The sequence below is a fragment of the Paucisalibacillus globulus genome (assembly GCF_900184735.1).
Lineage (GTDB): Bacteria > Bacillota > Bacilli > Bacillales > Amphibacillaceae > Ornithinibacillus > Ornithinibacillus globulus_B.
Window position 1 is genome coordinate 202968 of the sequence record NZ_LT855405.1, and the last position, 24385, is coordinate 227352.

General features: G+C 36.8%; 12 protein-coding genes. 2 read left to right on the plus strand and 10 right to left on the minus strand.

All coding sequences use genetic code 11. The annotated features are described in order from the left end of the window. Positions 1-10: 10 nt before the first annotated feature. The 5 genes from BN999_RS19065 to BN999_RS19085 all read right to left on the minus strand — a co-directional run bounded on the left by BN999_RS19065 (position 11) and on the right by BN999_RS19085 (position 7852). A complete protein-coding gene (locus BN999_RS19065; RefSeq protein ID WP_096274141.1) occupies positions 11-784 on the minus strand; it encodes a GNAT family N-acetyltransferase in 774 nt (257 codons plus the stop codon). Positions 785-793: 9 nt separating this feature from the next. Continuing rightward, complete coding sequence (locus tag BN999_RS19070; RefSeq protein ID WP_255247531.1) at positions 794-1957, minus strand: M20 peptidase aminoacylase family protein; 1164 nt, start codon at positions 1955-1957, stop codon at positions 794-796. A gap of 153 nt (positions 1958-2110) precedes the next feature. After that, positions 2111-2803 (minus strand): ABC transporter ATP-binding protein, encoded by a 693-nt coding sequence (locus BN999_RS19075; RefSeq protein WP_096274145.1) that lies wholly within the window; start codon positions 2801-2803, stop codon positions 2111-2113. 22 nt (positions 2804-2825) lie between these two features. Beyond that, entirely contained in the window at positions 2826-5336 is a 2511-nt protein-coding gene (locus tag BN999_RS19080) for an ABC transporter permease (protein ID WP_096274147.1), read from the minus strand. 914 nt (positions 5337-6250) lie between these two features. Beyond that, positions 6251-7852: an amidohydrolase gene (locus tag BN999_RS19085; RefSeq protein ID WP_096274148.1), complete on the minus strand. Its 1602-nt coding sequence runs from the start codon at positions 7850-7852 to the stop codon at positions 6251-6253. 167 nt (positions 7853-8019) lie between these two features. On the opposite strand from BN999_RS19085, the gene BN999_RS19090 reads away from it, so the two are divergent. Beyond that, the gene (locus tag BN999_RS19090) at positions 8020-8412 is read left to right on the plus strand and encodes a ribonuclease HI family protein (RefSeq protein WP_096274150.1); all 393 of its coding nucleotides are present in this window, start codon (positions 8020-8022) and stop codon (positions 8410-8412) included. Between the two features lie 102 nt (positions 8413-8514). Here the strand turns inward: BN999_RS19090 and cbpA are convergent, their stop codons facing one another. The 3 genes from cbpA to BN999_RS19105 form a co-directional block, all read right to left on the minus strand. Next, positions 8515-9141 carry a cyclic di-AMP binding protein CbpA gene (gene cbpA / locus BN999_RS19095; protein ID WP_096274152.1) on the minus strand — a complete coding sequence of 209 codons (627 nt, stop codon included), beginning with the start codon at positions 9139-9141 and terminating at the stop codon, positions 8515-8517. A 279-nt stretch (positions 9142-9420) separates the two neighbouring features. Further along, entirely contained in the window at positions 9421-9927 is a 507-nt protein-coding gene (locus BN999_RS19100) for a hypothetical protein (protein ID WP_096274154.1), read from the minus strand. Positions 9928-10200: 273 nt separating this feature from the next. Next, positions 10201-11139 (minus strand): DMT family transporter, encoded by a 939-nt coding sequence (locus tag BN999_RS19105; protein WP_255247532.1) that lies wholly within the window; start codon positions 11137-11139, stop codon positions 10201-10203. A gap of 203 nt (positions 11140-11342) precedes the next feature. Between BN999_RS19105 and BN999_RS19110 the strand changes: the two genes are divergently transcribed. Further along, positions 11343-12587 carry a TraB/GumN family protein gene (locus BN999_RS19110; RefSeq protein ID WP_176482044.1) on the plus strand — a complete coding sequence of 415 codons (1245 nt, stop codon included), beginning with the start codon at positions 11343-11345 and terminating at the stop codon, positions 12585-12587. A 713-nt stretch (positions 12588-13300) separates the two neighbouring features. Here BN999_RS19110 and BN999_RS19115 read toward each other — a convergent pair. Both BN999_RS19115 and BN999_RS19120 read right to left on the minus strand, forming a co-directional pair. Further along, on the minus strand, positions 13301-18649 hold the full coding sequence (locus tag BN999_RS19115) for a diguanylate cyclase (protein ID WP_096274160.1): 5349 nt from the start codon (positions 18647-18649) through the stop codon (positions 13301-13303). A gap of 263 nt (positions 18650-18912) precedes the next feature. Further along, positions 18913-24291, minus strand: coding sequence for a diguanylate cyclase (locus BN999_RS19120; RefSeq protein ID WP_096274162.1), 5379 nt, complete (start codon positions 24289-24291; stop codon positions 18913-18915). Between the last annotated feature and the right edge of the window lie 94 nt (positions 24292-24385).

The window sequence follows — 24385 nt, forward strand, 5'->3', positions numbered from 1 at the left end:
CCCTTCTTCCTCATGATTTATAAAAACAGTAATAGCTTACACCATTACCTCGAATGACATCTTTACCAAAATAGTGATTTCTAAGCAACATTTGGAACACTTTCCTTGTTGCCAGTCGCCATTCGATTGCCAAATTAATATCACGTTGTTTTATCTCCTGAAAATTGTCTGGAATAGCAACAAACCAAGGTTTTCCATCCTGTTGAAGTGCAATGCTTGTCCGCTTAGGCACATCATTCTCACCTTTTTCCAGTAACAATCTCGAAGATTTAAATACACTTTCTTGTTGTTTCTTTTCATTAAGAAAATACCACTCTACTTGAAAACGGTCTGTTGCAAGTCCATTATTTAACCCATCTTCCAGTTCACCATAGTGGTTCTCCTTATAAGTAGCGGCAACTCCGCCTAGTTTATGTAAGTTTAAATAAGCATTCACACTTTCAAGCGGGTCAAAAGTCCATACCATCATGTTATACCCTTTTTCCGCTGCCACTTCGGCTTGCTTTATCTTTATCTTACCACCAAGACCTGATTTTCGGTATTCTGGTAACACGCCTAGGGTATGTGACACTAAATAAGGTTCTTTTCCATCAAAACCAGGGAAACTATATTGGAATCCGATCATCTTCCCATCAAGAAAAGCACCAATCATAACACCACCATTGTGATAGGCGGTGTACGTTTGATGAATTGGTGTCGGCATATCTCCCCAAATCGCATTCTCCACACGTTGCATTTCCTCTAGTTCATCTAAAGTTGTAAGTTCTCGAATTTCAATTTCCATTTAATCCCTCTAATCCTGATATTTCTCTACTGTTTTCAATAATGCCTTCACAATAATTTCAACACTTGGCTCAATTGCTTCATGATTAAAAACCATATTCGGATGATGCAATCCCGGCTCCAAATCACAGCCCACAGCAAGCATCGTCGCTTTTAAGCTAGGTCTTTTAATGGTATAAAAGTGAAAATCATCCCCACCAGTCGTGGTAATCATTGGCACTAAATGCTCTGACCCAACCGTATCCACGATAGCCTCTTCCATAATCTTACTTGCTTCCTCGTTGATAACTGCAGCAGCCACACTAGAACTAATCGTAAGTTCAATATCTACTTGATGATAGTCAGAAAGCATCTTAGCTATGCGGTCCACTTTTCCCATTAACTCTTCCATTGCTTCATTTGTCTGTGCACGCATATCTACAGAAAAGGTAGCATTACCTGGAATGATATTAGTACTCTCACCACCAGCATGGAAGCTTGTCATTTTCACGGAATGCGGAATCATCGGATCTAAATAAATATTATTTAAATGCTGAAAGAATTCACTACCAATCTGAATGGCATTGGCGTTTAGATGTGGTCTTGCTCCATGTGCATCTTCACCAGTTATAACACCTTCAACAGACCATGAAGCACCATGTCGTATGGCAGGTGAGAATTGGCCATGGCGTAATTCCTGAATCGGACGTAAATGAAGACCATATAGATAGTCGACCTGATCTACAACACCTTTATCGACCAGCGTCAGTGCTCCATCACCTTTTTCTTCACCTGGTTGAAAAATAAATCGAAATGTACCTTTTTCTGGAATTCCATCCTCAAGCAAGGTAAATAATACACCTAATACAATCGTCATGTGGGCATCATGACCACATGAGTGATTGGCTGTAAACTCACCATTCACTTCTTGCCATAACGCGTCAATATCTGCACGCAATGCAACTACTGGTTTTCCACTCCCAATTTCTACGACTAGCCCCGGAGCATCCTCAAACGTTTGAATCGTACATTCCTTTTCTTCGAGTAAACCCTTTATATATTCCGTTGTTTTATATTCCTTCCAGCTAATCTCTGGATTGGCATGTAAGTGATTAAAAATATCCGTTAATAATGGCCTAAGCTTAACATATGATGTTCCCATGGTGTCCCCAATACCCCTTTCTACTACTAGCATATGCAATATAGTTGTTTTTTCTATACCCAATAATTCATTGCTTCAACCATTTTTCTATGTTCAAAGCTTATGGGAAAAATAGGACAGAGTCAACTCATTGATTCGTAATAAAAAGGAAGTGGTTTAATAAAACTCCCACTTCCTCAAAACAAACTATTTGCTAATGAAAACGGGCTCCTGCACCATTCCGTCCTTCATTCGAATTAATCGATTCCCATACTCAGCCGCTTCTTCAGAATGTGTCACTTGAACGATGGTAATACCCTTTTCCTTATTGATTCGATAGAAAAGCTCCATAATTTCAGTTCCTGTCTTACTATCTAAATTACCAATTGGTTCATCCGCTAATATTAATGCAGGATTGAGGATTAGTGCTCTAGCTATCGCTACTCGTTGTTGTTGACCACCCGATAACTCTCTTGGGGTATAGTTTCTTCGTTCAGACAATCCAACGATTTCTAGAATCTCATTCAGTTGTTCATGGTAATCTGCCGGCTTTTTCCTATCCATCGTTACAGGAAGTAAAATATTTTCTTCCACTGTTAGATTTTGCACCAAATTATAAAATTGAAAAACAAATCCCATGGAGGTCCTTCGTAACCTACTTTTTTCCTTATCCTTCATTTGGTTAATATCTTTTTCCTGAAAAAATACCCTTCCTGAAGTTGGCTCATCAATACCGCCTAGTAAATATAGTAACGTACTTTTTCCTGAGCCTGATGGCCCCATAATGGAAACGAAATCACCTGAATCAATTGTAATGTCAACATCATTTATAACGGCAATGTCATTACTCCCTACCTTAAAACTCTTACAAAGCTTCTCTGTCCGTATCATACTCGCCATTTCTTCATGCCTCCCTAATTCCCTATTCATATCGTAATTCCTTGATCATATTTAATTTGAATACTTTACGAACTAGTGATAAGCTCGATAAGCTTAATAAGATGATAACCACCAGGCATAATAACCCAAACAGCCCAAAGGTGAAATCGAATTCTGTTTGCATTCCGATTGCATATAGTAGCTTTGTTAGTAGGATATTTAACGCGATGCCCCCAAAAAGACCAATAATGACTACTGCAAGGAAAGTGGTAAGCATTTCGGATAATAGCATTCTTACAATTTGCCCCTTGCTCATACATACCGAGTAGAGAATAGCGTATTCCTTTTTGCGTTGATTAAAAGAAACCATTAAATTATTGGAGATTCCTAAAATACCTACGACCATTCCTAACCCAATAATCATGGTAATTCCATCAATTAATGTATCAATCGTGGCTTTTTGTGAACCAAGCATTTCGTCAAAGGTAACCACCTCGAGATCATGATTGATGTAAGTATCGGTTATACTCTCCTTTACTTCATCTGCCGTGTACCCATTTTCTACTCTAAGTATAAGTTCATGAAAAATACCAGCAAAATATGCTTCAAAGAATGGCTGTGGAATAAAAGCAGAGTTGCGGCTAGATGAAAACCCAGAACTATCCATTGTTCCGGACACTATCATTTCCATTGGTTTTGAATGTTCAATTGGTTCATTATTCAAATCAACTGGTTGAATTTCAATAGAATCTCCTATAGAAAGGTTATACTTCTTCGTCATATATTCATCTAAAATAATGGCGTTTTTATGACTTGTTAATTTGTCTTTGTCTATATCTACATATGTAATTCCCTCAAAAAAATCATCCATCTCCATAAAATCATGAACACCCTGAATAACAAACGAAGCTTCAACATTATTCAAAGTAGAAGTTCCCAGACTAATAAATTGCTCGTAACTTGCTGAAACCCCGTCCATTTCCTTTATTTCATTTGCAATTGCTTGATTATTACTTGGTAAGGATAAGGTTATATCAAAGTCTTTTTTCAGTGTATTCGTTACGTACCGGTCAATACCAGCACTAGATATACCAACCATTAATAATAGTAAAAACACGACCATAATCATGCTTACATTATTTGCAACGATCTTATTACCGGCGATGTTTTTTATCCCTAGTTTTAACTCTCCAGATGAGCTAGAGCGCATGATCATTTGCATAATGTTAGAAATTCCATTTAATAAAGTAGGCATGAGCATCACAACGGAAATAAATAAGAGTAATAAGGATAGAATCGCAAGTAAGATGCCGTCATATTTGTTTAGAAAGTATAATAAAAAGGACAAAGCTAAGAACAGAATACCCAGTATCACGGTCCATTTCGAACGCTTTTCTGGTGTAAATGACGTGTCGAAAAGCACTTCCTTCAACGGTTTACGGTTAGCTTTCAAAATCCGAAAGAAGCTGATGAAAGCTGGGAATAACATCCCGAATAGAAGTGCAGTCAATAAGTAGACTACATCATATGTAACAATGGTTTCTACTCCATATTCCTTATATTCGTTAAACACATCTGCAGCATATGGAAGCAAAATAACAGCCAAAACCATTCCAAAAACAGATCCGATAACACCATATACAAAGAATTCTAGGAAAAGAACGCGATTCATCATCCCCTTATGAGCACCAACACTCCGAAAAGTCCCCATCACCGGCAACCGTTCCGTAATAATTAATTTGGTTAGGGAAGATATAACATACGCACTAATTAGCACAATAATAATGATAGATAACATCATGACCATTTGAAACGTTTGCTCATCTCGTAAGATTGTTTCTGCATCATTAATCTTTTGTACGGCAAAATGCTTATTTCCTTCTCTTAAGCTAGTAATTACAGAATCTAGCTCCTCAGCAGGAACCTGTAATAGCGTGCTAGCTACCATACTTGATATTCCATACATATCGTTTACTTTCTGTGAATCCGTGATTAGGAGCAAATTCCCCTTTTCCGAATGAAACAAGCCATCTGGTTTACTTACCCCACCAACTACAAATTCATAAGTATCATTACCACGAGTTACTTCTAGTCTATCCCCAATCTCCAGACTATAATCCAAAGCAGCTCTTTGACTAATGATGACAGTATCATGGTCTAATTTAACTTCCCCTGTTATAACATCAATTAAGTCCATTTCTGTTGCCATTTCGGTATCCAGTCCATATATAGACACCGTTTTTTCATCTTCATGAAGTTTGGTTTTTCCACTTGCTTGGATTAGATCTAGTTGATTCAAGGGGGTTAACTCTCCTAAATCGAGTTCACTAGTTTCATAGAATGGACTCCCATCATCTGCATTCTTATTAACAACCAAATTCGCATTGCCGTATGAGCCTTGTAACATACTCGAATACGTCTCATTGATAATTGGATTTAAACTAAGTCCTATAAACAAGACAAGTGTTGACAAAAGAATCGTTAAGAGAACAATTGCTGATCTAAGCTTTTTTTCAAAGATATTCTTTATTACATGTTTCATTATTATTTTCATCGCAAGTCCTCCACCATTAGAACCAGGTATTTATACTTACCATAAACCATATGCAAAAAATAAACAAGATTCAATTAATTTTATGAAAAAGCTTTCTACTACTTTCATCTATGCAGGGAGTTCTAGTACGCTACTTATTTTTAAAGATGATTCATCTTGCTCATTTTAGTAAAAGGATATTTTTGTATGGTTTGTTGCTATTTGCTAGAGACTGTGCGGTAACTAATTACTTGGATAGCGCAACATACCCGCTTCGGAAATACACTCCGCTTTCCGCGGGCGGCTGGTGAGCCTCCTCAGAGCTAAAGCTCTTGCGGGGTCTCACCTATGCCTATCCTCCCGCAGGAGTCTCCGTGTATTTCCTACGCTAATTTGGATTAATTTATTGGAAACTCATCGAACCTTTAACCTTATTGTTTAAATCTAAAACTAACCATAATTTAGAAAGTCCAAACTAGCGCAGGCAGAATACGTAGACTCCTCGAAAATAAAGAACAATTTTCTTCGTGCGATGATTATGCTGCCGAAGCCTTCCTTGGGACTGCGATTACTCGCCCCACCGAAAACCATTGTCCTGCGGGAATAGCACGTGTCCGAAGACCCCGCAGAGGCGATCTTTCCTCGAGGAGGCTGAGGCCGTGCCCGCGGCAAGGTAGACACTGAGACGGTCTTTTCGAGCAGATGTCGCCCCTGTGCTGACAGTAAAAGCGGAGTATTCTGCCGGAGCGGTATCATACAGCTATACCCATAGCTAATGTTGTAATTATACTAGTTACCGCACAGTTTCTAACATACTATTTAGTAGATTAATCTAACTGGAAAAACAACCTCTTTCAGAATTTATCCTAAAAAAAGAGGGGATTCACCGGCTTTCGGAGTTCCCCTCTGTTTTCTATCCTTTATATTTATCATGGTCAGGTGGATTTAATGTACTTAATATCCCCTCCAATGATCGTCATATCTATATCCGTCTGTAACAGTTCATCTGGGTCCTTTATATCAAATGGATTCTTGGAATACACGGTCATATCCGCTAGTTTTCCACGTGCAATAGTTCCTTTTACAGTCTCTTCATTGGTTGGATATGCTCCCATTTCCGTAAATAATTGAAATGCCTCATTCATGGTTAGTTTTTCAGATACATTCCATCCTTTATGGGTATCTCCAGGTGCCTTACGAGTTACTGCTGCATGGATACCAAGTAGTGGATCCATCGGCTCAACTGGTGAATCAGAGCCACCTGCACAAATGACATTGGAGTCGATTAATGTTTTCCATGCATATGAAAGCGGGAGTCTGTTAGGACCTAGTCGATCTTCTACCCAAGGAAAATCACCAACCACGAATCTAGGTTGAATATCTGCAATTCTACTAGGAATAGCTAATCTTGAAATTAAATCTTTTCGTAATGCTTGAACATGAATCAATCGGTCACGATAAGCTACGGTTGGAAATTTATCTAATTCATTCAAGACCATTTCTAATGCCTTATCTCCAATCGTATGAACCGCAATAGGCATGGATAAGTCACGCGCTTTTCGAATGATGTCATATAATTCCTCACTCGAATACATTGCCTCTCCATATTGATTAGGCGCATCATGATATGGTTCCGATAGTAAAGCGGTCCTTCTCCCAAACGCACCATCTGCAAAAAGCTTCACTGCACCTATTTGTAAAGTATCATTGCCAAAACCTGTATACATGCCCGCTTCTTTTAAATCATCTAAATACTCATGGTCAATTAATAAATTTGACCGGAGTCCTAGTTGCTCTTGATTTAATAACTCATCAAATAATTGATACGTATGATGCAAGCCACCTAAGAAACTAGGATCATTGGTATGAACACTGGTTAATCCTTTTTGTATCGCCAACTGAATCGTCTCACGCAATGCCCCTTTTAATTCTCCCAGAGAGTATTCTGGAATATACTGTTTAAAAATCTCTGATGCTGATTCTAGTATGAGTCCGGTTGGCTGTTTCGTTCTATCATCTACAACAATTGCTCCACCTTGAGGGATACTCATTTCTGGATGATAACCACTTACCTCTAGAGCTTTACCATTAACAAGTGCAGCATGCCCACAGACCCTAGGGATAAATAATGGATTATGAGGAGCCACATGATCTAACTCGGAAATAGTTGGAATCCCACCATCCGTAAATAGATTCTCATCCCAACCTCTACCTAGTAACCATTCACCAGGGGATAATGTTGTTGCTTTCGATTTAATTTTTTGTAGCATCTCTTCTTTTGAAGTAAATCCTGTTACATCGACATGTAATAAATTTATGGCAATCGCAGACATATGGAGGTGACTATCCACTAAACCAGGGGTAACTGTCTTTCCATCCAGATTAACTACCTCTGTATTCAGTCCATTCCAATACGTCATGATTTCATCTTTAGAACCACTATCAATAAATCTGCCATTTTCAACTACGACCGCTTCAACCTTTGGCTTTATTGGATCAAATGTATAAAAGGCACCATTTGTGAATATCTTTCTCATACTTCTATCCCCTTTACATGACTTCCCGATTCTGTTCCGCTTGCAATTTTCTTCATTTTCACTAATATATAAAACATTCTTAATACAGTCAATGAATCACGTGGACAATATGTGTTTTTATGGTACTATTTAACTAATATTTTTTGTTTATAAGGAGAGTCGTTAATGTGATCGAGGTATACACAGATGGAGCATCTAAAGGTAATCCAGGCATAAGTGGAATTGGTATATATATAAAAGCACATGGTGAGCGATTCGAATTTAGCTTCCCACTAAATGAAATGACGAATCATGAAGCCGAGTTTCATGCCGTCATTAAAGCACTTGAGATCTGTGAAGAGAAATTCCCTAATGAAATCCTATCCTTTCGCTCTGATTCTCAAACAGTGGTGAGTGTCGTGGACAATGACTTTACTAAAAATAAAACCTTCCTCCCATTACTTGAAATCATACGAGAAAAAGTAACCAAGTTCCCATACTTCTTCATCAAATGGATACCCGAAAAAGAAAACGGAAACGCCGACCGCCTAGCCCGAAAAGCAATCCAAGACCAAAATTAAACACCTCCACGGGTTTTGAGGTGCCTGTCACTTCCCGAATTTTGTCGAATAGAAAATTAAAAAGAGCTACTGAACACCAATCTGTTCAGTAGCTCTTTCCAACTAATTCAATTTCTCTACATCTGTCACGGTAAAGTTGTTCTTATCCAAATCAGCTTTTATTTTCTCCGCAAGTGCTTCATTTACATCCTCAGGTAAGACGATACATACCCTTCTAACGTAATTGGAATTATTATTTAGTGAAATAACACTTTGCACATTACAATGTTTGTTCACAACCTTCAACATCTTTTGTAATGCTCCTGCATATTCAATCGTTCCAATGGTGAAGGAATAGCTTCCATTATGAACTCCCCATGCATTCTCTAACACTTGTATAACGTTTCCGTTCGTTAGTATCCCTAAAAATTCCATGGAGTCATTTACTACGGCCAAATAAGGCAATTGCTTTATGGATGAGAAAACTTTGAAGAACGGGGCATCTTCTTTTATGTAACCTTCCCGGTCAGTGATTAACTCTGATAAAGTACCGACCATTGAATGATCAATTTCATACTCCAGTAAGTCGACCTTGTAAATATTGCCGACATACTTTTCCCCAGTCTCATCCAGAACTGGAATACAGCGATAACCTGATTCTTCAATCGTATTCATCACGGATTCTAAGCTATCATTTTCCCTTACATGGACAACTTCTTTTTTGTTCACATAATCATTTTTTACTAGCATATATTCCCCTCCATGATAGTATTCTTGGGATGACTAACCCTTATCCCTTACCTCTATTTTCCTATATTACCAGTTAAATAGCAACATGGTTACTTCGACAAATTTTATAAGGAACTCACATTCACTCATCCTTTTACAATTGAGTTAGGTTATCTTATACTGATTATACTTTTCACTACAAAAAGGACTGCTAGAAGCTATTACCTAAGCCTCTAGCAGTCTCGTTATTATGAATATAATCTCATAGAGAGGGATAATCTCGTAATCCATTATATGACTCTATTCTTCTTCCTCAATAAAATCATATTCTTCTCTTAATGATTCCCAGTGATCTGTAACAGCTTTATCCTTTTCCGCTGCAATCGTATTTAGTTCCACTAACTCTGTTTCTAGTGCTAATAGATCCTCTTCAGACTTAGTCGTATCAAGAAAAGCTTCAACAAATTCTCTCTCTTTTTCAACTGCATCGTACATTGCATTTGCCAACTCTATATGTAGAGAATGGTAGTCTTTCGCAACATCATGTTCCAGTGATTGTGACTCATAATACTCCTTTATTTCGGTAAGTAAAGGAAGTAATTCATTATCATAAACTTCTAGTGCTTCCTCGTCAGTTGCTACTGTTTCAATTTTTGTATAAAGCCCATCAACCTGTTCTAATTTAGGATTAATTTCATCCACCATTGCATTATGGTAGTCTAACACCTCATCCTCCTCTGGTGAGCTACACGCTGCAAGAACAACCATTAATGTTAATCCAACTAGTAAAAGTAATAATTTTTTCATCTTGTTTTTTCCCCTTTATTTATGTACTCCTAGCAATTTTAAAGCAAATCTCCGAACTGTCAATTACATGTCATTTTCTAATCCAATATAATTAGGTATAAAGTCTCGCTTGTAGACAACAGTAGTAACTTTTCGTTACCAAATAGGACACTTGTTGTAAGGAATAGAAGTCTATATAAATACCATTTTATGGAAATAACTTAGTTCAAATGATTCATTTTGATAATATTTTTAAAAAAATGCCCTCCACTTAGTGAAGGACATCTCTACTACTCAAACACCACGTTGTCTTTTCCCATGATAATTTACCACAATAATCCCAACTGCAACCAAAGCGATGGCAAAGTATATAAATAAATTCAAACTCTCTCCTGGAATAAACATCGCAGACATCACAGCTCCTGAGACTGGAACAAGAAACTTGTACATACTTAGTTCTCCAGCATTATTAAACTTTAATAAAGAGTACCAAAGGGTAAAGGCAGTAGATGAGAGTAATGCTGAATAGATAAACAATCCCCAGCCAAACGGTGTAAATGTGATCGCACCTTCATCCAAGAATGGTAATCCAATCACTAGCATTATGCCGCCACCTAGAGTTAACTGCCAACCAGTAATCGCAACAGGATGAATCCCGGTTGCTAGCTCCTTCGCCATAATGGTTGCTATCGCTGCAGTTAAACCAGAAAGTATCATATACCCTTCCCCGTCCAACTGAAAAGAAAGCTTTAACTCTTGCCCCCAATTAGCAATAATAATTCCCATAAACCCAGCAAGAAGACCTATTGTTTTCCTCCAACTCATACGGTCACTTCGGTAAAAATAATGTGCAAGGATGACCGTGAAAAATGTACCCGCTGAACTGAGGATAGCACCTTGCATCCCAGATACATTAGCCAGTCCATTATAAAAGAAAAAGTATTGTAAGGACGTTTGAATAATACCTAAAAGAATAAGTATGAAAAACTGTCTTTTTGTAACCAAAATCCGTTTCCAGTTTTTCACTATTATAACAAGGAGTACAATTAGCCCAGCAACAAAGAAACGAGCACCTGCAAAAACAATTTTCGCCATGACATCATTTGGTGCCATTTTAAGTTCTTCATAGCTTACCTTTAATACTGGGAAAGCACTACCCCATAATATGGAACAAAAAACGGCAATAATAACTACAGACCACTTTTTTTGGAATAAACTTCTCAAAATTTCCATCTCCTGTAATGAAACTTACATACAAAAGAATATCATACGCCAAAACTAGCAACCTAGCAAGAAAGAAAAATAACGTTTAAACTGTCCACATTCTACATGAATCTGCATACTCCTAGTAGTGACAGGCACCCTTGCCATTTTTGGTTTGAGTTGCTATAGTGGTGGAAAATACTGTTAATATGAACAACATTGGGGGAGTTTTTTTGAATCGTGTCTTGCGTATAGGTTTACTGCTAGTGACTCTTTTGTTTCTTGCTTCTTGCCAGCTAGGTAATAATGCAGAAGTGGTGTATTTCGAAGATTACCAACTCGAACAAATAATTCGCGAAGAGCTCCGTCTTCCTGAAGGAGATATTGTACCAGAGGATTTAAACAACATTACCGAGTTAGATTTATCTGGACAACGAATTAAATCCATCAGTGGAATGGAAAATCTAGATCATATTAAAACTCTTAATCTACAAAACAATAAAATCTCAGACTTTTCCCCATTAGAGGGAATGGAACGTTTAGAAGAAGTAAGTATCGGCGGAAATCCTTATGAAACGGACATTATCACCAAACTAGAAGATAGAGACATAGTCGTTCTGACAAAAGTAGAGGTTGAAGTACGAGGAACTGCTGATGGTCCTGGCGGGTTTCTTTGGAAAGTAGAAAACGGCAATACCACCGTTTATTTACAAGGTACCATCCACCTTGCAAACGATGATTTCTTTCCATTAAATCGAAAAATTGAGGAAGCATATGCGAAAGCAGATATCATTGTTCCGGAAATAGACATGAACAATATCAATATGTTAGAAATTCAAGCCATGACCATGGAGTTAGCCACCTATTCAGACGGCAGTACTATAATGGATCATCTTTCTCCAGAACTCTATGCTAAATTAGTGAATACTTATTCTGACCTAGGATATTCAATTAGCATGTTTGCAAACTATAAACCATGGTTCCACTCAACGTTAATACAAAATTTAATGACGGAAGAACTCGGCTTCATAGAAGGTGTAGACTCCTACTTCTTAGATCGAGCAGAACAAGATCAAAAACAAGTGATTGGTTTAGAAACAGTGGAAGAACAGCTTTCTATATTTGCTGATACATCTCCTGAATTTCAAACCGATATGCTAGAAGAGTCATTGGTAGAGCTCGAAGAATTTGAAAGTCAAATGAACGATATGTTTAGCCTATATATGGAGGGAGATCCTGATAAACTTCTTGAATATTTAATGGTTGAAGATGTAGAACCATCTCCAGAAGAACAAGCATACATGCAAGCACTAAATGACAATCGAAATTATAATATGGCCGAACAAATAGCCAACTTTCTAGAAGAAGACAGCGGAGATACATACTTTGTTATCGTCGGCAGTCTCCATCTATTACTTGAACCACATATAAGATCTATACTCGAAGAAGAAGGATATACGATAGAGCAGGTGTTATAAAGTAAAATATATAGCAGATATCTAAAGCAGCTACTTGTAATTAGTGGCTGTTTTTTTTGTTAGTCCACCCTATTAAAAGTAAAGCAATAAAAACGCAATGTTGATAGAAACTGTGCGGTAACTAGTTTAATTACAACAGATTTAGTTATTGGGTATAGCTGTACGACACCGCTCCGGCAGAATACTCCGCTTTCCGCGGGCCCGGCCTCAGCCTCCTCGAGGATAGATCGCCTCTGCGGGGTCTTCGGACACGTGCTATTCCCGCAGGACAATGGTTTTCGGTGGGGCGAGTAATCGCAGTCCCAAGGAAGGCTACGGCAGCGTAATCATCGCACGAAGAAAATTGTTCTTTATTTTCGAGGACTCTCCGTATTCTGCCTGCGCTAGTTTTTATTTCTAATTATTATAAGGAATAATACTATGTTTTTGAGATAAGTGGTGTTTAAATTATTCTTTCACTCTTTACTAGCGAAGGAAATACACGGAGACTCCTGCGGGAGGATAGGCATCGGTGAGACCCCGCAGTGCGTATGCGCGAGGAGGCTCACCAGCCGCCCGCGGAAAGCGGAGTGTATTTCCGAAGCGGGTAAGTTGCGCGATCCATAATACTTACTTACCCCGCAGTTTCTATCAATTACGTTAATAACAACAATTAAATATAAGCGAGTCAATAAAAAATCTGCACAGGAGCACAAGACTCCCGTACAGATTATCTATATCATTCCAGACAATAGATTACTATACACATTCAACATATTCAAATCCTCTGCACCAAACTCCTTAACCCTCGTCGGAGTTGAAAGATAAATAGCCCCTCGGACATTACCTTCCACCATAATCGGAACAGTTAAAATAGAATCCCAATCTGGTAACCCATTAATCTTATCGGGGGCATCCCAATTAATTGTATAAAGACCACGTTCTTCAATTAACACCGAATTGAGTATTTCCTCATCCACTTCGAAGTCCTGTAACCAATTCTCTTGTTGGGCTTTTCTTCCATAATACTTTTGACCATTTGCATGGTAAAGTATGATATAGCCATATTGTGCTTCACTTATCTCGATAACCCTTCCTAAAAATTGGAAGAGTTTCTCTTCTAGTGTCACTTGACTATTATTTAATTGAATAAGCTCTACCATGGCTAGTACATTCCTTGAATCTCTAATATCATCGCCGGACAGAATACCGGAGAGCTTATTTTGTGGCTTAGATTTCGTGATAAATTCCTTCTGCCACACTTTAGCATTATCTCTACCTGTTTCTTTTGCGATATATAATGCTTGATCTGCTTTGTCAATTAATTCTCTAACTTGTTGACCGTGTTCAGGATAGGTTGCAATCCCCAGACTTAAGGTTATCTCAAACTTATCTCCCAACAATTTTTGGGATGTTACCTTCTTTCGTATGACATTCCCAAGCTCCAATGCTGCCTCTTGCTCCACCTCAGGTAAAATAATAATAAATTCTTCCCCACCATATCGCCCGAGAATATGATTTTCTTCCAATGTATCGATAACAAGCTTGGAAACCTTACGTAATACTGTATCCCCTACCTGGTGTCCGTAACGGTCATTAACTTGCTTGAATCGGTCTAAGTCAAACATAATAATACTAATAGAATCCCCAGACTCTTTAGCGAACTTAACATTAGATTCGAGAGCATCATCTAAATACTTTCTTGTTAGCGCTCCAGTTAACTTATCAATTGTTGCAGACAATCTTAACTGATGTTTTTCTAGCATAGCAGCTAAGAATCCCATGAGCTCATTACATTTTTCCAGTCCAGATTCATTAAAATTATTTACATACATATCAGTCTCTAAGTAAACATACCCAAGAATGCTATCTTGCTTACTAGCCATTCCTTGTTTTTGTAAGATGGGAATATATAACGCACCACGTAAATCCTTTGATAATAAATTTACGTCAAGATTATTTCTATCATCCACTAAGAAAGCTTCCTTCGTATCTCGAGCTCGATTGAGCATATACCGACTGGTAGGTAGTTCATCTTGATCGTCTGTCGAACTGACAACAGTTAATTCCTCATGCTGATTTTCTATAATAATAAGTCCTCTCGATGCAATGGTTACACCAGCAAAGAACTTTAGCACCATATTGATATTCTTCATCGTATTTGCTGTGACATGTTGGAGTATATCGTTAGAACTTTGAATATCTTTAGATAGTTTATTCAGGTGATGATGGCTTATATACTGGATAAAATCTTGATGTTCAATAAATACACTCAAATAGTCATGTTCTAAAATTTGTTCTAGTTTTTCCTTTGATAAAACGGCGCTCCCCATTACTTCTCTAGATGCAAACGAAATCTGTTCTCCCATTATCCATTCATATATCCGCTCTAATCTAATGAAACCTCTTGCAAAATGATGGTTATTGACAAATAAAAGTTGATACTTTTCAGGGAGATCTTTCACAATACTTTTGGTAACTTCTGTACCTTCTAAATAATAATGTGCAGCATAGTATAATTTTTTCTCTTCAAAGGCATAGTCCCCTAGTAATAGCAATATCTTTGCAACCATTTCACGATGTCCCGCTTTTTTTGCAAACTCCAAACCGCGATTTAAATAGAAAATGGATTCAGATGAATTATCTTTCAATCCTAAAAGGTAGTAATATCCTGCCCATAACGTATCCGGTGTTTGGTTAGAAAGATAGTCTTCTAGTTTATCTATTAGGGACTTTGCATAGGCATGTTTACCTTGCCTACTAAGCACCGTTGCAGCCATAGTCAGTGCCTTAACATTAAACTGTTCCCTCGGAATTTTCTCGACTAATTCTAGTATTTCTGAGATTAACAGATCAATTTGTTCATCCTTAGCCTCTCTAAGTATATTGATATTCTTGTATATTTTCGCAGAATAGGAATAGATATTCTCTCTCCCCTGATTATATGCAACAACCTTATCACTAAATTCTTTTGCCAGATCATAGTTTCCTATCAATTGGTAAAAGTTCATGCTGGTATTATGAAAGTCAAAAGTCTGTAAGTCGCTAAGATCGCCCTTCTCATAAAGGTCAATAACCAGATCATAATATCTGATGGCCTGTTGATAATTACCCATTTCTGCACAAGCTAGACACATCAAATTGTATAGATGATACATGACCCACTTAGATCCACCAATTTCAGCCTTCTGCAATGCATGTTTAAAATGTTTATAAGCCTCTTGAAAATTATGAGCATTGGCATAGATATTACCGATACTGGATAATGCACGAATCTCTGTTTCAAAAATACCGTATTCCTCACTTAGGTCTCTGACCTTGATGAAATATTCCATTGCAGTATCTAATTCATCCATAAATGCCTGATAAATAACACCAATATTATTAACTGCCCCCAAATATCCTTTCAAATACCCAGCTTCACTTAGCAGATTCATGGCCACTTGATAGTAATCGATTGCTTCCTCGACACGATTATGTTGCACACTAGTAAAACCGAGCAATAAATAAGCATTACCTGTAATACGAGGAAACTCTTCTCCACTTTCCTCAATGATTCGATGTAGAATTTTCTCTGCATCATCAATATGATTCTCAAGCCCTAACAAAAATGCTTGAAGTCGATTAAACTCAAGCCTTGCTCCTTTATCATGAATGACCGGAAAATGCTCTTCTACCTTTTGTAAATACACCTTGACCTGTTCAGCCTGATATAGCGTTGCATGAAGGTTTGCCAGTGCTAGATAAATGGCTAATTTATTTTCCTGATGATTTTCTCCTGTTGCAAGGTCTAACGCTCTATTTAAATATTCTAAAGCTTTTTCTGGCAGATTAACTTCCAGGCATAGATCGCCAATCTTCATGTACAAATTAGTTTTTTCTATTGTATCCTCAATTATCACAGCGGCCTTTTCTAGATATTGAATCTCAGCCTTTATTTCATGCTGTTTATGTAATTGGTGGGCAATTTTCAGATATGATTGGATACTTTTATCTTTGTTCCCTGCACCCTCATAATGAAATATTAGCTCTTCTATTTTACTTTCTTGTTTTTCTTCCAGATATAGACCTATATTAGCATGCATCTCTTTCTTTACTTCTGTATCAATTGCATCATAGACTATTCGCTTCAATACTTTATTATCAAAATCAAATAAGTAGCCATTATCGGAAACGAGTTCCTGCAGAATACCTTTCCGTAATAAATCTTGAAGTTCTAAAGTAACAATCTGTTCAACTTGTTGAAGAACATGACAAATTGCTCGTGCAGAGACAGGCTTATTAAATACAGCTACTGTCTTTAATATATCTAGGCTTTCATATGTTAAATCCTGTAACTGATTTAACAGTGCTTGTTCAATACTTTCCGGTACCTGAAGGGAATTATAATCATTAGAAGATAAAAGAATACTCCACTTTCCATTTTCAGGGGAAACCTGTAAAAGCTTCCTACTATACAAATCTTTTAATACTTCTTGAATGAACAACGGATTTCCATATGAACGTGAAAATATCCTCTCGGTAAGTTTGAGCGGCTGGTAGGATAAAGATAAGATATGCTGAATCAATTGTCCCGATTGTTCAATCGATAACGGATTTAAGCGAATTACACTCGAATCGGTCCGCTTTTTTAGCAAATCTAGACTATCTAGATACACCTGATTATCACTATCTTCTCTTACCTCACCAGATAAAATAAACATCAGATTACTTTGATGCAACACGTTCGTACTCAAATAGTTGATTAGATCCATTGTAAACGTATCTGCTAGATGAAGATCATCGATAATAAAGACCGCTGTCTTCCCTTGAAGACTTTCATTCATAAATGCAGCAATTCTATTTAATAATCGATATTTATTGTTTCCATCTAGTAAAAACTCCATATATGTTGTTTTGTCTTTTCTTTCTAGCTCTGGTAGATACTTAACTAATTCGGCTTGATATTTCCTGAGTACATGATCGTCTGAATGACTAATGACCTTTTGTAAAATATCAACCCAAAGATTCCTACTACCCGAACTTTCTAACTGGAAGCTTGAAAAGACATGTACCTTCCGCAAAGTAATTAAGAATTCAATCTCTTGCAATAGTCGCGTTTTTCCCATTCCATTATCGCCTTGTATAAAGAAGATTCGCTTACTTGGCTTATACCCCATCATCGATTCCATGTTTCGTAATATAAGCTCTATTTCTATATCTCGGCCAACAATTTCGGTATGAAATTGGAGCTTTTCATACTCTGCTATCTTCGTTGTAATATATCGTTTATCAACCGCCTCACTTAGCTCATCTAACATTGCTTGTACATGTTCATATGGATACTCTTCAAGTGGCATAAGTAGTTTCTTTATAATTGGGAGTACTTTTTGTAATAGAAGCTGTTCATGGTAGGTATACGTTCTAAGATTATCTTTAAGCTTTTCTAATTCCACTTTTGGATTAGCTAAAGATGATGTACGTTGAATCATCGCAAGGAACATCACACCAAGTGAATACATATCGGATTCCTTACTAGCCTTTTGTCCAGCGAGTACGTTAGGCGATTGAAAATAAGTGTCTTCTAATTGATGACCTCGAAACTTTTCCAACGCAGCTGTAGCAAGATCTTTGAGCACCAGAATTACTTCATCACCTATCGTTACACTTTGGATTGCCCGAGGATTTAAAGCGCCGTAAATAAACCCATTTAAATGGACAGTATGAATCAGCGAACTAAGCTCCAAAAAGCGTTCGATAATTTCATCTAGTTCTAGTTTTTGGATAAAGTCTTCAAAGTCATCCACAACCTCATTAAATTCTGATGTGAAATAAAAAATTTTATCAGAATGTGCTCTATTATCAATGAAAGAGACCACACCGAATTCATAGTTTCTAGCAATTTGCTTATGGGTTACGTTCTTAATCGATATAAATCTCTTCGCAAAAAAGTCCACTAACGGTTTTGGTGTGTATTCCGAGTTTAATAGGTTTAGTTTGATAAGCTGGTTATCTTGAAGTATGTCAACAGCAGTGTACGTTGATAGAATTTTATCCTGTTCTAAGAGTTCGATTAGTCGATAACGTTTATTAATTATTTCCACGGATTTCACCTCTTCGTCGTGTAATGATTGGGTTGTTAAGAACGCAATGTCAATGGACCCTAAGTGGGGTCTACTTTCACAATACGCAACATTCTTTTACATCTTTTCCTTATATTAACATAATCTTATAAAAAAACAGGCTATTCGTAAAAACGAATAGCCAAAAATCTTGTTAGTAGAAATTATCAGTGGTTTGGCACAAATTGAATTCATTTACTTGCAAGTTTCTAGTAATCTAACAATTCAAATTGTTGATAATTTCATTATATAATATTCGCCACTAATTCACTATACACATTTAGCACATTAAGCTCATCTGCGCCAAATTCTTTTACTCTAGCAGGAACAGAAAGATAGATAACACCTTTCACCCATCCGTCTGTGATAATGGGTACCGTGATGATTGAATCCCAATCTGGTAAACCATTTACAGCATTAATTCTTTCGGAGTTTTCCCAGTCTATCGTATATAAACCAAGACGGTCTGTAATAACGGTAGTGACGATTTCCTCGTTATACGTATACTGTTCAAGCCATTCTTCTTCTTGAGATTTCCTTCCGTATGATTCCATTACTTCATGTCCATCTGAAATTAGGATATACCCATACTGCGCCTCAATAATTTCTATCATTCTACCTAGGAATTGGTAGAGCTTATCCTCTATGGATAGATTCTTATTCGTTAATTGAATAAGTTCTACTAGTGCCAAAACGTTTCTTGCGTCTCTTATTTCGTCTCCGGATACAATTCCGGTTAATTTATTGGCTGGCTTCACTTTATTCTCAAAGTCCTTATGCCATACTTGCGAATTATTTCGCCCATTTTCTTTGGCCACATACAATGCTTGATCAGCCTTCAAAACTAGTTCTCTTACTGTTTGTCCCTGTTCTGGATAGGAAGCAAGCCCCATACTTAAGGTTACTTCGTGCTTATCTCCAAGTAGTCTTTGACCCTGAACTGTCTTCCGAAGCGATTCTGCAATAAGTTTAGCATCCTCAAGTTGTACAGACGGAAGAATGATGATGAACTCCTCCCCACCATATCGTCCGACTATATTTGTTTGATCAAGATGATCCATGATAATACGTGAAACTTCTCTTAGAATCCGGTCACCAATTTGATGTCCATAACGATCATTTACACCTTTAAACTTATCCAAATCAAACATGATAATACTAAAATCCTTGCCCGTTTTCCTTGAGTAGTCCAGCGTACTCTGTAACGCATCTTCAAGGTACTTTCTAGTTAAAGTTCCAGTTAATTTATCAATTGATGCTGTAATGGTTAATTGACGTTTCTCTAATAGTAATACTAAGAAATTCACCAATTCCATACACTTCTCTAATCCATGCTCATTAAAATTATTCACAATCTTATCTGTCTCTAGGTAGATAAACCCAAGAATTTGGTTGCTATCATTAAAGGAAACATGTGATTCTAGCTTTTTAATAATTGGTATACACATAACACCCTTTAATTCATCCAATAATAAATGGTTATCTCCTTTTTCCTCGTTAGCCCATTTTGATAATAGTACTGGCTTCATAGTGGAGCGTACCCGATTAAAAATAGATGCATTTTCGGGTCCTTTAACGTTTCCATCAGTGGAAGAAAGAACCGTTAATTCTTGTCCTTTTTCCTCTGCTAGAATATACCCTTTCGTTGCTAGTAATTTACCAGCTAAGAATTTGCCAATGGAATCTAAATTTCTAGTCACATCTGAATCGATATGTTGAAAGAAGAAATCCTCGCGGTGAAAATCTCCCCCAGAAATCTTTTCCATATATTGACTACTTACATATTGCATAAATTCCTGATTGTTAATAAAAGTATCTACCTGGTTAGCTTGTAATAGCGCTTGTAAATCATCAAGTGTGGAAATGTTTTCCGGTAGAGACTCCTGGATGAGATCCTGTGATGTAATCCAACTTCTTATTTCGGTTAATCGATAAAACTCTGTAGATAATTGTCGTCCATTAAAATAATCTAGCTTATATTTATTAGGAATTTGGCTAATTAGGACTTTAATACCTTCACTGCTTTCTAAATAATAATTAGCTGCTTCATAATACTTTTCTAAGGCATAATATGCATTTCCCAGATCTGCTTGAATACGAGTAATTAGTTCCTTACTCTTCGATCCTTTTGCTAACTCTAACGCTTCTTCTAAGAAAGCAATGGTTTGGTTTGGATCCACATGTAATTCAATGATACCTTTAGCATGTAGGTATGTAGCCTTTAACCGCTTCGGTGCATCCTCCTGAATATACTGTTGTACTTTAGTCAGTAACTGTTTTGCCAGTACATACTCACCCTTCGTACAAAGCTGATGAATTGCCTGACAAAGACTTTCAATATTGGTAGATTTATTCGTTATCTTTTCCGAAATCTCCAGAATTTGTCTCGTCAAAAACTCTGCAAAGTCCTCATGTTTTAACTGATTAATTAACACATGTACTGTTGCCGTGTATTTCAAGATATTCTCATGTTCACTATGAAATTGAATCGTTTTTTGATTATAAACATCAGCTTTTTCATAGTCTCCGAGTAATCGATATAACATTGCACTCGTGTCGTAGTAGTCTCCAATATCAAACCCTTTATTAGGATTATCCGTTATATCTTTTCTCAACTGTCGATATAACTCAAGGGCTTCCGGATAATGATTCATTTCAAGACTTACTTTTGTTAAGAAGTTAAGAACCATGTATTTTTCCATTGGCATATTATACCGTTCTGCCTTTGTTAAGGCATGACTGAAATGATCATATGCCGTTTCAAAGTCATATTTATTCAGATAATATTCACCAATATTAATTAGTGCATATACTTCACTAGTAAATATCCCGTATTCCTCACTTAAATGTTTAACTTGTAAGTGATACTCCATTGCCTTATCTAAGTCTTCATAAATATCTGCATATACAGCACCGACATTGTTTAAAGATAATAGTGCACCTCTCGTATAATCAACTTCTTCCAGTAGACGTACTGATTCATGATAAGCTTCTAGGGCTTGGTCAGCTCTTCCAGTATGAACATAAATGAAGCCTAAAGTGCGGTATGTATTCCCTCTAATTTTGTTATAGCGGTCCCCACATTCTTTAATTATCTCTAAAAACATATCGGCAGCTTCTAAGATTTGATTCTCTTCTACGATGAGCAAAGCATAGATTCTCTTGATTTCAAGTTGTGCCTCTTCATCTGGATTAAGTTCTATTTCTTTTTCTGCTTTAGCAATATATTTTAGCACCTTATCTTTATTTCGTAAGAGTACATAGGCATTCGCTAAATTCACGCACGCACTGAGGATATGCCTACTATGATTGTCTTCCGTTGCAAGTCGCTCTGCCTCCTCTAAGTACTCAAGCGCTAAAGTGAAATCTCCTGCATCAGATAACAGAGCCCCTATTTCTAAATACAATCCTGTTTTTTCGCTAAGTGATACAGTATGTTCCAGCGCATTTTTCAAGTTATCAATTTGCGCACTTGTATTTCTAGCAACTTGCATCTTCTTTGCATTCTCAAGATAATACATCTTCGCTTTTTCATGATTATTCGAGCGAACAAATTGAAAAATTAAATCATCCAGATTCTTAGTTTGTATGACATTGATGCGTTCTTCTAAAATAGAAGCAGCCATTTGATGATAAGCAAGTCTACTATCTGGTTGAATTTTATCATAGACAATATCTTTCAATACTTTACTTCGGAAATCATATAGATAGGAGTTATCACCGATTAATCGCTGTAATACTCCTTTTTTCACCAAGTCCTCCAAATAAGTTTCCACATTTTCGGAAGTCGTTAACATTTCTTCCATCATACTCAAAGAAACTGGCTTTGGAAAAATAGAAATTGTCATCAATATATCCAAACTAACCGGATGCAAATCCTTCAACTGGTTAACAAGGGCATGTTCAACACTATTAGGAAGATCTAATGTGTTATAGTTACTCTCTTCTGGCAAATCAATTTTCCACCTGCCAGTATCTTCGCCAACAAATATAATTTGACGGCTATACAGATCTTTCATAATTTCGGTTATGAACAGAGGATTCCCATACGATTGAGAATAGATCCTTCTTGAAATATTTCTTGGTGTAAAGGAAATCGATAGTATGCTCTGAATCATCTCACCAGTTTGTTTCTCATCCAACAACTCCAAACGAATCGTTTCCGAATCCATCCGTTTTTTCATATCCTTAATAAAATCAAAGGCAACAGAATTTTGGGAAACATCACTGTCTTCACAAGAGAATATTAATGTCAAATTCGTATTTTCTAAGACTTCCGTACATAAATAATTAAATGTATCTATCGTAAAATCATCTGCTAGGTGGATATTATCGATAATAAACACTGTTGGACGGTCTTGAATGCTCTCACTAATAAATCCAGCTATTCTATTGAGCAAACGATATTTCGTGCTATGTTCATTTGAATAATCTGTTGACGTAACATAGTTTTTATCCATGAGTTCCGGGAAATATTTCATTAGCTCCGTTTTGTATTTTTCAACGGTGTGGCGATCGGTTTCCATGATTAATTCCCTTAAAATATCCACCCACATTTTCTTACTATCATCAGAAATATTATTTAAACTATAACTCGTATAAACACTTGCTTTACTCAGATTGAATAAGAAGTTTACCTCCTGAAGAAAACGAGTCTTCCCAATTCCATTGGCACCTTGAACAAAGAATATTCTTTTTCCAGGCTGATAGGAAATCATCTTGTCATATGCTCTTAGTAAATTTTGGATGTGTTCATCACGACCAACAAGCTTTGTATGTAAATTAAGCCCATCGAATTCATCCATTTTCACTATTGTATAGTTCGAGTCTAATGCCTCATTAAGATCTACAATTAGATCATATAAATTTTTGTACGTCTGATTTTTCTCTGTATCTAGTATTTTTTCCAGGATGGGGATAACCTTTAAAACATCCGAGTCTAACGTATTTTCCTTTAATAATGATAATTCTTCTAAAGGGCTAGTAAGAGAAGGTTGCTTGGTTATCATTGCTAATAAGATAACACCTAAAGAATAAATATCGGATTCTACATCTTCCATTCTCCCTGCTAACACTTTAGGAGATTTATACGCTGCATCCTCCATTTGTTCTGCATGTGTCAATCTTTCCATTTGTACGGTAGCAACATCCTCTAGTAAAATAGGAATCCCCTCAATACGTGTGTTAACAAACACCGCATTCCGATTTAAGGCACCATGAATAAACCCCTTCAAATGCAGGTAATGTACTGCCGTAGAAATCTCTACAAAACAATCTATTATTTGTTTGAAATCCATTTTTTCCACGATATCGAATAGTTTTTTCTTACCAGGTATGTATTCCGATGTATAAAAGAATTGAGGGTCCGACTGCAACTTATTATCAATAGAAGAAATGGTATTAAAATTGTGGTTACGAACGATACTATTACTTGTTAATCCCTTAATTTCAATAAAACGACTGACATAAAAATCAATCAACGACTTAGGCAAATATTCTGAATTCAACAAGTTAAATAGAACGACTTTATTATCATTTCGCATATCAAAAGCCAGATAAACAGTAATATGCTTCTTTTGATATAATAGTTCTTTTAGCCTATACCTGTTATTGATGATCTCCATTTGCTTCACTCCTGTGAAAAATCATGCCCAATTGACAGATGTTTCCTATAATCAAAACCTGTAACCAACTTTTTTCAACTGAATCTATATTTTA